The sequence below is a fragment of the Thiofractor thiocamini genome (assembly GCF_055384375.1).
The window spans coordinates 108,455-120,259 of sequence record NZ_AP042389.1 but is presented as its reverse complement, the minus strand read 5'-3'; the positions used below and the strand labels follow the sequence as shown (position 1 = coordinate 120,259).

Below are 11,805 nucleotides of genomic sequence, written 5' to 3'. Positions count from 1 at the left end.
CTATATTCTCATATCCATATCTTTTCAGCCTGTTTTACTATATGGGCTTTTTTGCCAAGTTTCTCTTTTATCACATCTTTAAAAACAAGTTGCTTATCTTTTTCTCCATGGATAAGATAAACTTTACCCAATTTTTCATAACTTTTCATCCACTCTATCAAGTCATTTTGATCCGCATGAGCTGAAAAACCGTTTATCGTATATATGCTTGCCTTTACCGCTATCTCTTCATGATATACTTTTATAGTTCTTGCCCCGTCAACTATCTTTCTACCAAGTGTTCCTTCCGCCTGATAGCCGACAAACAATAGTGCATTTCTATCATTCCAAAGTCTGTGTTTGAAGTGGTGAAGTATCCGTCCTCCCGTACACATCCCACTTCCTGCTATGATGATACAACCGCTTCTTTTTTCATTGATCTTTTTTGATTCATCAGGATTTAGAGTATATCTTACATAAGAAAATTCAAAGATATTGCCGTCTCTTTTTAGGTAGTCATTGCAGGTTTTACTAAGCTCTTCATGGTAGAGGTCATAAAGTTTAGTTGCCCTTATAGCCATAGGAGAGTCTATATATATCTCACAAAGAGGCAACTCTTTTTTGTCATACATTTGTTTCAATATACAAAGAATTTCCTGGGTTCGCTCTATCGCAAAAGAGGGGATAAGAACATTACCCTCATTTAAAAGAGTGCTTGTTATAACTTGCTTGAACTCTTCGAGGCTGTCTTTGATACCTTTGTGATTTCTATCGCCATAGGTTGATTCGATATAGAGTGTATCGGCATCTTTTATCTTTACAGGGTCCGGCATCACGAGGTCATTGTGATTGCCAAGGTCTCCACTAAATACTATCTTTTTATCCGCATCGTTTTCTTTGTAATTTATCTCTATGATGGCAGAATCGAGTATGTGACCCGCGTTTCTAAAAATTGCCGTGATACTGGGGGAGAGTTTTATCTCTTCATCATAACTTATATACTCTATAGGAAGGCTTAAAGCATCCTCTACATCCTCAACGGTATATAAAGGTTTTCTAACCTTCTCCTCTTCACCTCTTCTTTGAGCCTTTTTGTATCTAGTTTTAAACTCTTCTTCCATCAAATGAGCACTGTCCAAAAGAACGACTTCAGCCAAGTCTATGGTAGAACGCAAAGATATAATACGACCTTTAAACCCCTCTTTTACAAGTTTAGGAATCCTCCCAACATGATCCAAATGAGCATGAGTTATAAGAAGTATATCAACATCTCTTGGCTCAAACCCAAACGGCTCGAAATTTTTCTCTTCATTTCTTCCTTGAAACATCCCGCAGTCAACCATAATCTTTGGTTCATTTTCTATCTGCAAAAGATGACAAGACCCTGTAACTACTTCCGCCGCCCCAAATGATTGGACAAGTGCCATGGTATATCCTTTTTAACTTATATTATCCAATAACTCTCCTGAATTTGTCTGTTAGTCAACTGACCTTCACGGCATTATACCACTTTATCACTTAGAGGATATAAACCCTCTAAGTGTTTCACATTAAAATGCGTCAAGTCTTTCTTTGTTTACAAAGTTGACTACATCTTGATTTTCCTCTTTTTTGGCACTTCTGTGCTCTTTTGCCAAAGAACTGCCTATACTTTTTTTATTTTTTCTGTTTTTGTGTAAAAGTGAGTCAAATTTATGTTTTATATCTTCATACAGTGCTTCAACTCTGTTTTTACCTTTGATTTCTGTTTCAATGTTGTTTATCTTGCTTCTTAACTCTTTATATGCAGTTTCATAACCTTTTGTATAGCCAAGATATTTTGCTTTTAAGAGTTCATCTTTTGCTTCTTCAAGTAAAGCTCTTGCCTCTTTTTTATTTTTCTTGTTAAGTTTAGAAGCCTTTATAACCAAATCTTGAGCGGAAATAAGAGGTATAGGCACTACAACCTCATCTGCGACCACAGTACTAAATCCCAAAATCAGCTCTCTTGCAGCTTCTTTTATCTTTCCTTGTTTTAACAATCTTTGAGCGATTTTAGTAGAACTTGGGTATAAATCCATAGGCAAGTAGTGAACAGTGATATCCACTTCATCTTTTAAAGGCGCCAACATATCAACAGCAAGTTGAACATCATATTTTTTTATGGCACTTCTAGCGATATCTTCCGCTACCAAAACACTTTTGGCTGAACCCAAGAACTCATAAGCAACCACATCTTGCTCTATCGGAACAAGTCCTAAATTAGGATCAGCTTTTAAAGCTTTATCAAAATATTTTGTAGCTTTTTGCAAAGCTTTTGCTGCTGTTTTAGTATCCTTATGCCCCAAAGCTTCCAATGCCACAACTGTTTGAGCCAAACCCTCGGTTACCTCTTTTGGAGCCTTTTTAAACATGGCTCTGCTATGAGCAGCTTCTTTGTTTATGACATTTCTGATTCTTTGGGCTTCATCTTTTGAAACTTCACTATTGAAAGCATTGGTTTTTAATTTTGCCATAAACTCATCTTTAGATATGGTTTCTTCAACTTTTGCATCCGCTTTTTTATGCCCTTGTACATAACTTGGGTTTGATAAAGCTTGTTGTTCTTGCTTAGAAACACTGTCTTTCATTCCACTACTTGCATAAAGCCCGCTCGCACCAAACAATAATCCCGCCAAAACTGTAGATAGTATATATCTTTTTTTCATCTTCTACTCCTTAAAAATTTATATGTTGTAATTATAAAATATATAAGGTAAACAAAAGTAAACTCAAACTTAGTTTAGTATGAAATTTTATGATTTTTAACTTATTTTATAAGCTATCTTGATAGTTATAAGCTAAAGTATATTGATATTTTATTTTTGTTTTATATTTCTATATACATAGATGGTTGAAATCAGTATGACCAAGCATAACAGCCCAAGTGTGACATAGACGACTTTTTGATGATTGTCGTTGGTATTGCCGAAGATGTATCCTATAAGAAGCATGAAGTTTACCCATATAAGATTTGCTGAAAATGTCAAGGGTATGAAGTACTTTAGTTTAAGTCTCGAAAGACCGGCGGGTATGGAGATGTACTGCCCCATTCCGGGGGTCAAAGGTGCTAAAAAAACAGATATCTTACCATGTTTTCTAAAAAACCTCGTTACTTTACCAAGTACTCTTTTGCCTTTTAAGAATTTTTTAGCGACATACAAAGCAAAATAGTAATTGAACATTGCACCGCTTAAACTGCCTAGTGATCCTACCATCAAAAGAGATAAGTAATTTTTATCCCCGATAGATGCGAGATAACCGTTTGGTATCAGTACCAGTTCACTTGGAACCGGTACGAAAGTTCCGACAAGGAACATATATACATACAAACCCGTATACCCTATCTTGTCGACAAATTGAAGCAGCAGGTTTAAAAGTATATCCATGAAAGTATCTATATCTTTTTAGTGTTGATGCTACATCAAACCCAATTCTTCCAAGATGGGAGATAGTTCACTTGAAATCTTCAAAAGTTCTTTACTTATGACACCTTTTGCTTCCGCCTGGTCTTCCAAATACCACTCATGTATCTTGCTAAGAGCCTGTTCTTTTTCTTCCTCTTTTATCTTGTCGCTTTTTTTGACTTCTTCTTTTAATCTTTCAAGTTTTGCTTTCATTTAAATCACCTCCAATAATTTTAAACAACATTTTATCACATTTTAACTGATGTTAACTCAAAAACAGGTATAAAAGTTAAAAAGTGGTATAATTAGTGAGTGGTGAAGAGCGAGTGATGAGTGGTGAAGAGTGAAAAGGAGAATAATTACCCTATCCTCTAACTACTCACTACTCACTACTCACGAAATATAGATTTAGGAGATATGCAGATGAATGAGCTTTTATATGCTTTAATGGAAGGTTTTAAAACCATAATAAAATGGAATGTTGCAAAATTTGCACTTTTAAGCGGTATAGGTCTTATGGTTGTTTGGTTCGGTATAGGATATATACTTTGGCACCCACTTGTTAGCTTCACTGCTTCACTTTTAGACTTCGTTCCTTTTGCTCTTATCAAGTCAAACGGAGCATGGATGCTCTCTTCTGTTATATTTATACAAGCTATATTTATATCGTTTGCATTTATCATCATAGTTTTTGGTATTTTTATCATGGAAGAATCAAAGGTCAAAAAGTATCCACTTTATATCATAACTACGGCATTTGCCGTCATACTTTTTTGGACTTTAATATGGTATCTTAACCATACTGCCATTCATAACGCACTTGCAAGACTTTTGACATGGCTTCCTTTTGAAACGGTTGAACAGTCGATGGCATACCTTTTTGCTATATATCTTTTGTACAGTCTTTTTATAGTTTCACTTTTACTTTTTGTCGGTATGTTTAGTGAAAATATCCTTGATAGCGCCCTTGGCTACTCTTTAAAAAAAGTTTCCGAGATAAAAATCATAACCTATACACTAAAAGACGGCGCTATATATCTGATACTTTCGCTACTGTTTTTTCCTCTGCTTTTTATCCCTATTTTAAACTTTTTTATACAGATAGGTGTTTGGATGTGGCTTGGTAAAAATACTTTTTCTTATGATATGGGCACTATTTTTTATGATAAAGATGAATTGAAAGAGATGCAAAAAGAGCACAGATTTCCCATATGGACGATAACTTTCGTAGCATCACTGTTCAACCTTGTGCCGGTACTAAATATCTTTGGTCCATATTTTGGAGAATTTGCAACATATTATTATCTGGAGGCTTATAAAAATAAAGGGCATCTCTAAAATGTAAACTTCCTAACCAAAAGGATTTTTATGAATGATCAACTCCTTGGAGAATTTTTACTCCTTATAGCGTTACTTTTCGGCTTGAGTTACTTTTTAACTGGATTTCTAGAGAGAGTAAAAATCCCAGGGATCATATCTGCTTTATTTGTCGCTATGGGCATATACTATACCCCCGTAGGTGATATGCTCACAAAAGGCACGAACGGAGAAATCTTTTCGGTTCTCTCAGATCTTGGAGTGCTTTTTCTACTTTTTTTCATAGGCTTGCAGATAGATGTAAAAGAGATGAAAAGCCAAAGCGGCAATATAGTACTTGCTACCGTTTTAAATACCATAGTACCTTTTATCCTTGGATTTGGCATCATGATATGGCTAGGATATGGATGGATCATAGCTTTTGTCATAGGATTGACCCGTATGCCCACAGCCGAAGCGGTCATAGTTCCCATACTTGATGAATTCAACCTCATAAAAACAAAAGTCGGAAACTACATCATAGGGGCAGGAGTACTCGATGATGTCATAGAAGTCTTTTTGGTAGCATTCGTATCGGTTTGGATAAGTATAAGAACCGGTCATCATATAAATGATACCAAAGAGATAACGGATATATTCTTACATGTGGGGATATTTATAGTAGCTGCTTGGTTTATCTACAAATTCGTTTTAAAAAGAGTTGCAAAATGGACTCAAAACAAAGTAAGCAATCTTATCGTTCTAACGATAGTGGTTTTATTTATCCTCGGGGGTTTTGCGGAGTATTCTGATCTTGGGCTGGTAGTGGGCGCTATAACCGCGGGTATACTCATGCGTCCCATTTTCAACAATGCAAAAGAGATGGGAGTGCAAGCTACCAAATCCGTAAGAGCCATAAGCTACGGTTTTTTTGGAGTAATGTTTTTCTTGTGGGTGGGCATGAGTGCCGATCTAAACGGCATGATAAAAGCTCCCGAACTTGCCGTCTTGCTTTTTATAGCGGCTTTTGCCGGAAAACTGATAGGTATCTTTTTGATGGTGCCTATGAAAAAGATAACCGTAAAAGAAGCTTGGACCATCGGTATAGGATTAAACGCAAGATTAACTACTGAAATCATAGTGGCAAAACTGCTTTTGGATGCACATCTCATAGATGTTCAACTTTTTACCGCACTTGTTGCGGCTTCTTCACTCTCGACCATCATAGTTCCTTTGACTTTTTCCGTTTTGGTGGCAAAATGGAAAAAAGAGTTGATGAAAACCTCTGCTAAAATTTCAAAATCCATCGAGTGGTGGGTGCTTAAAAAGGGGGTATCAAATGGATAACGAGATCATAAAATCCATCATAACCGTTTTGGTTTTGGGGTTTGCCATAGGCATGCAGCGTTCACTGGTACATATATACAAAAACGAAACGGACTATTTTGCAGGAAGCAGGACATTTTCTTTTATAGCGCTTTTAGGATATCTCTCAGGATGGATAAACAAACAAATCCCGGGATTTGCCATAACTGTGGTCATCATACTCTCGACTATGATACTCGCTTCGTACATCTTTAAAGTTTTAGACAACAAGCACTGGGGGATGACAACTCAGATCGCGGCTCTTATAACATATTTTTTAGGTCTAATGATATGGCTTGGACTGAAAAATTACGCTATATTCATAGCTGTTGTCGTTATCATAGTTTTAGAGATAAAACCAAGACTGAAAGAGCTTGAAAAACATATAAGTCAAACAGATATACATGCCGTTACTCTTTTACTTGCCATGAGTTTCATAGTTTTACCTATACTTCCAGATAAAATGATAGGACCTTATCATCTTTTCAATCCTTACAAAACTTGGCTTATGGCGGTTATCATCGCTGGAATTTCATTTGTAGGGTATGTGGCTATCAAAGTTTTGGGGCAAAAACACGGTGTATTTTTAACCGGAGCCGCAGGAGGTCTTATCTCATCCACGGCAGTTTCCATCTCTTTATCCCAGCTTTTTCAAAAACAGTTCACTCTCATAAACAATTATGCCGGAGGAGTTGCCATAGCTTGTACCATCATGTATCTTAGAGTACTTTTCGAAGCTTTTGTTATATATCCTTCACTTGCATGGAAGCTTACTCTTGCTTATATGGCTGCAGCCATAAGTGGACTGTTATATAGCTACTATCTTTACAAACACTCCGTCTCGGCAGAGATAAACTTTGACAATCCGGCAATGTCGAAAAATCCGCTTCAATTAAAAGAGGCTATAAATTTTGGTATCCTTTTTGGTGTCATATACGGTGCCATAGCACTTGTTCAGACCCACTATGGCAATCTTGGGGTGTATGTAGTATCATTTTTTTCGGGGCTTACTGATGTAGATGCCATAACACTCTCTTTAAGTCAGCTTGCAAAAGACGGAAAATTAGTTGAAAGTGCTTCAATGTACGGTATAGTCATAGCTTCGGTAACAAATTCCATAGTAAAACTCGGCATCGTACTTTACCTGGGTGGTTTCAAACTCGGATGGAAAGTAGCACAGTTCTTCATAGTGACTTTGGGCTTTATGATAGCGGGATTGTATATAACCCGGTTTTTAGGCTAATGATACTTTAACGAATTTTAATGAGATAAAGTATATAATATAAATAAAAAAGGATAAAATAAATATATGTATGCTGTAAGATTGTTGATAACTTCATGGATACTGGTATCTACCGTTCTTTTTGCTGATAATTTATCCATAGACAATCTTTTGGGTCATTATGAGCAGGCTGCTGATCTTTCAAACCAGACGAAAAAAGAGAGTGCGGGATTTTTGATAGTTTATACCAGAAAAGATCTTGATAGGATGCAGATAAAAAGCCTAAAAGAGATCATAGATAAGATCCCTTTTATAAGATACAATGAAGATAACGGAGGACTTACTTCTCCGTTTTATTATCCTTATCAACCTGAGCAAGCTAACGGTATCAAAGTGTATATCAACGACAGAGAACTAGTAACTCCTTACAATGGAAATGCCCTGAAGCTTTTTGGACAAATGAGCATAGGCTTCATAGATCACATAGAAGTTTACATGGGGGTGCCTTCTCAGGAATTCGGGATACAGCCGGCATGGTTTACCATAAAATGCTATACTAAAGAGCCAAGCAGAGAAGAGACAAGTCTCATCGGAGGAGCCCTGGGAAGTTACGGAACAAAAGAGATATACGGATTTTCCGCTAAAAGCCGGGAAAATTTCTCGTACATGGTTTATATAAATAACAGGGATTTAAAAAGAGCGAGTATAAACTACAACGATACTTCACTCTCTAAAAATAAAAATATGACCAACCTCTACGGGATTGTTAAAAAAGACGACCTTAGGTTCGAGATGCAAGCAAGCAGTGGAAGCATGGATAATTTCATGGGCAATAGTTTAAATATAGACCCAAAGCAAAACGGTACTGATTTTGACTATTTTTACGCCGGTCTTTACTATAAAAAGAGCTCCTTAAAGGCATATATAAACTTTTCTCAGGATCAAACCGACCATACCGATATCTCCAAAACCATACTGGGTTTTATGCCTCTTCCGTTTCCGTCTCCGCCTTATCTTTATGATTCACTTCATATCAAAATGAAAGAGAGAGTAAGTGATGCCGCATTGTTCAAGAGCTTTTCCAAAGAAAAAAACAAATTTACCATAGGTTTGCAAAGCCGTTATAAATCCTTTGACTTTTCAAACTTTGATCTTGGAAACATAAGCTTGAAAGATGCTCTGCAGTACAACAAAGAGTTAACACTATCTTTGATGGCGGAAAACAGATATCAATTTGACAAATCAAATCTTTTGACACTATCTTTGAAATATGACAAAAAGTATGAAAACAAAGAGATAAGCAATTACAATCTTCTGTCCGGTCGTATCGGATATATATATCACAATAAGCATTGGACAAGTAAAAGTTTTATCTTCATAGGATCATCGAGTCCCACCATGCAGACCCTGTGGCAAAACAGAGTCTTTTATCATCAAACAAGTGATCCAAAAAAAGAAAAAGATATAGCACTTGCTACGCAGCTCTCGTATAAAAATGAAAACAATCTAGTCTCATTGCTTCTTAGCCATACTCATGCAAAAGATAAACTGCTGTTTGACGGTACAAGTTTTAAAAACAGTGATAAAAAAGTGTATTTCGATGCATTTTCTTTGAGGGATATATATAATTTTGATATAGAAAACAAACTTATCTTCAACTACTGGAGCGATATAACGCATCATCAGGGAGAAAGCATGAGTAACGGATCAAAATACTATGGTGTTTCCGTTGCATCATCCAATACTTACGGAAAATTTGACTTTTATAATGAACTTTTATATAAGCATTGGAGCAGTATCGAACAAAACGGCTGGAATCTAAACAGTACGGTAACGTACAGATATTCCAGAAAGTTGAACTTTTACATCAAAGGTGAAAATTTACTAAATGAAGCTTTAAAATCAGACTATATCTCTATAAATCCTCTTATGGGTGTTACAAATACCATAAACAATGTAAACGTCATAGATAGAAGAGTTTGGATAGGTGTGGAGTATCAGTTTTGAAAAAGTTAATAGTATTTTTTTTAGCTGCCATATCTTTGTACAGCATTACTCTCTCTGAGATAAAAGCACAGATCATACTCAGTATCGCTCATCTTCTAACAAATAAGAAAAGTATAAAGATATACATAGATGATCCTTCTTTTTTGGATATTCTAAAAACGGCAAAAAATATACACAGAGTCGATAAATGTTATAAAGCTGATATCATCATCACCAAAAATTCAAGAAAGATAAAAAAAATGTGTAAAGATAAAGAAGCCAATATAATCAGCACAAGATACAAGGATTACAAACAAAACAGCGATATTGATTTTGGTGCCTTTTTTTGGCAAAAAGGAAGACCCAATATGCTTATAAATTCTAAAATTATACAAAAAAGAAATATGCGCTTACCAAAGTCTTATCTAAAATATCTGGATTAGAGTTGAAATGTTTATTGTTTTCAGCTAAAATCACAAAAACAGATGAACAATATAGAGGTTTCACTTATGTCCATAAGGACAAAAGCTTAGGTGAGAGGAATTTTTACCGGAGTTTTTTTCGGTAAAAAGGAGATTTTTCAGTGAAAAGAAAAAACTATATAAAATTTTATCTTTTGGTTCTGACCGGACTTGCCATAATCATAACAGGACTCTACTATCTTTCAAACAAGATCATACAAAACGAGACCAAAGAGATAAAAAAGATAGAGATAAACCATGTAAGAAGTTTTGCAAAAAATATCCGAAACAGGGTCCTAAAGCTTACAAAAAACGATATCATCCAAAATGCCGAGCGCAATCCGGATTTGAGAAAAAAACTAAACAGTACACTTTCACTCTTTTCCAACAAAAGATACAGATATGTATATATGGTCTATACAGACAAAAAAGGCTTGCCGAGATATTTGGCGGACGGATCTCAAAATATATCACAAAGAGGAGAGTTCAAGCAGAGATTTGTACCAATGTCCAGCATCTGGAACAAGGCATTAAAAACCCAAAAACCAGTTTATACCATACAAAATAAAGTTACGGGACTGTGGCTTACATATATCTACCCCGTAAAATATTCATCCAAAGAAAAAGTTATACTTGTTTTTGATATCTCCATTGGCGAATACGATACACTCTTTTCAGTTATAAAACCTCTCCAAAAAACTCTGCTTATTACTTCCATGATTTTAGTGCTTATACTACTTTTTAGTTTTTTTCAGGCATATTTGTACTTCAGACAAAAAGACAAAAGTAACATAGATCCTCTTACTCATCTTTACAACAGGAGATATTTAAAACAGATATCACCCAAACTCGATCTCAAACAGTGTGCCATCCTCATGGTAGATGTGGATTTTTTTAAAAAGATAAATGACACATATGGTCATAAAACAGGGGATATAGTTTTGGAATCGATATCCAAAAGACTGCTTAGTGTTACAAGAACTTTTGATGAAGTCATAAGATACGGTGGAGAAGAGTTTTTGATCGTTTTAAACAAGCAAAACAGCATAAGAACTACAAAAGAGATATGCCAAAGGATCTTAAAAACCATCTCATCAATGCCCATAAGAGTCGGGGATATAAATATATCGGTTTCGGTTTCCATAGGAGTGAACCCCACCCCTTTTAGAAACAAATCCATCGAGGATGCCATCAAAAGTGCCGATGAAATGCTCTATGAAGCTAAAAGAACAGGCAGGAACAAAGTCGTAATCCTCAACGAAAAAAATGAAGAGGACAATATCCTTCTTTTAAACCAAATACTAAAAGCTTTGAAGGAGGGAAGACTGAAAGCTTTTTTCCAGCCTATTCTCGATATAAAAACAGGAAAGATCATAGAGTATGAAGCTTTGGCAAGAATCATAGATGAGGAGGGAAGCATGTATCTGCCTGCACAGTTCCTGCCTATCATACAAAGAACACCTTCATACATAGAATTAACGAAAAATATCCTTTCTCAATCTTTTCAAATGATAAAAATACACAATGTTAAAGTAAGTATCAATCTAAACATAGATGATTTTTTAAATGATACTCTTTTTGACCTTGTGGAGCATATCATAAAACTAAACAGAGAAAATGCCGACAAACTGACTATAGAGATATATGAAAACAGATATATAGATGATTTTAAAACCCTAAGCGCCAGGATAAGAAAATTGAAACTGTACGGCATAAAGATAGCAGTTGATAGCTTCGGCAACGGAAGCGCAGGGCTTGATTATATAGTCAACATGAAGCCGGATTATATAAAGATAGATGGCTCCATCATCTCTAAAATCTCATCCGACAAAGACATTCCACCCATCGTTCACGATATTATACAGATTTGCAAATCACTGAAGATAAAAACCATTGCGGAATTTGTCGAAAACAAAGAGATACTTGCCATTTTGAAAAACAGCGGCATAGATATGGCTCAGGGATATTATATAGGAAAACCTCTCAATCTGCTATCTAGAAAATGGGCTCCGAAGGTTCTGTTTTTTGAATAAGCCCGCCAAATGACGGACTTATTCACTGTTTGGCTTAT

Annotated in this window: 10 protein-coding genes; 6 read left to right on the top strand and 4 right to left on the bottom strand. The window is 35.7% G+C overall.

Annotated elements, in window-relative coordinates; genetic code table 11:
- Positions 1–8: 8 nt before the first annotated feature.
- From ACZ47B_RS00640 to ACZ47B_RS00625, 4 genes are all read right to left on the bottom strand, one after another.
- Positions 9–1,406, bottom strand: a complete 1,398-nt coding sequence (locus ACZ47B_RS00640; protein WP_464894747.1) for an MBL fold metallo-hydrolase RNA specificity domain-containing protein — start codon at positions 1,404–1,406, stop codon at positions 9–11.
- A 123-nt stretch (positions 1,407–1,529) separates the two neighbouring features.
- The gene (locus ACZ47B_RS00635; protein ID WP_464894746.1) at positions 1,530–2,666 is read right to left on the bottom strand and encodes a YfdX family protein; all 1,137 of its coding nucleotides are present in this window, start codon (positions 2,664–2,666) and stop codon (positions 1,530–1,532) included.
- A 150-nt stretch (positions 2,667–2,816) separates the two neighbouring features.
- Positions 2,817–3,386 (bottom strand): DedA family protein, encoded by a 570-nt coding sequence (locus tag ACZ47B_RS00630; protein ID WP_464894745.1) that lies wholly within the window; start codon positions 3,384–3,386, stop codon positions 2,817–2,819.
- A 30-nt stretch (positions 3,387–3,416) separates the two neighbouring features.
- Positions 3,417–3,617, bottom strand: coding sequence for a hypothetical protein (locus ACZ47B_RS00625; protein ID WP_464894744.1), 201 nt, complete (start codon positions 3,615–3,617; stop codon positions 3,417–3,419).
- A 210-nt stretch (positions 3,618–3,827) separates the two neighbouring features.
- On the opposite strand from ACZ47B_RS00625, the gene ACZ47B_RS00620 reads away from it, so the two are divergent.
- The 6 genes from ACZ47B_RS00620 to ACZ47B_RS00595 all read left to right on the top strand — a co-directional run bounded on the left by ACZ47B_RS00620 (position 3,828) and on the right by ACZ47B_RS00595 (position 11,767).
- A complete protein-coding gene (locus ACZ47B_RS00620) occupies positions 3,828–4,742 on the top strand; it encodes an EI24 domain-containing protein (RefSeq protein WP_464894743.1) in 915 nt (304 codons plus the stop codon).
- A gap of 30 nt (positions 4,743–4,772) precedes the next feature.
- Positions 4,773–6,047 carry a cation:proton antiporter gene (locus ACZ47B_RS00615; protein WP_464894742.1) on the top strand — a complete coding sequence of 425 codons (1,275 nt, stop codon included), beginning with the start codon at positions 4,773–4,775 and terminating at the stop codon, positions 6,045–6,047.
- Positions 6,040–7,308, top strand: coding sequence for an MgtC/SapB family protein (locus ACZ47B_RS00610; protein WP_464894741.1), 1,269 nt, complete (start codon positions 6,040–6,042; stop codon positions 7,306–7,308). Before ACZ47B_RS00615 ends, ACZ47B_RS00610 begins: the two co-directional genes overlap by 8 nt.
- A 66-nt stretch (positions 7,309–7,374) precedes the next feature.
- Complete coding sequence (locus ACZ47B_RS00605; RefSeq protein ID WP_464894740.1) at positions 7,375–9,294, top strand: TonB-dependent receptor; 1,920 nt, start codon at positions 7,375–7,377, stop codon at positions 9,292–9,294.
- Positions 9,291–9,716, top strand: coding sequence for a hypothetical protein (locus ACZ47B_RS00600; protein WP_464894739.1), 426 nt, complete (start codon positions 9,291–9,293; stop codon positions 9,714–9,716). The genes ACZ47B_RS00605 and ACZ47B_RS00600 overlap by 4 nt, the downstream gene beginning before the upstream one ends.
- A gap of 140 nt (positions 9,717–9,856) precedes the next feature.
- The gene (locus ACZ47B_RS00595; protein ID WP_464894738.1) at positions 9,857–11,767 is read left to right on the top strand and encodes a putative bifunctional diguanylate cyclase/phosphodiesterase; all 1,911 of its coding nucleotides are present in this window, start codon (positions 9,857–9,859) and stop codon (positions 11,765–11,767) included.
- Positions 11,768–11,805 lie beyond the last annotated feature (38 nt).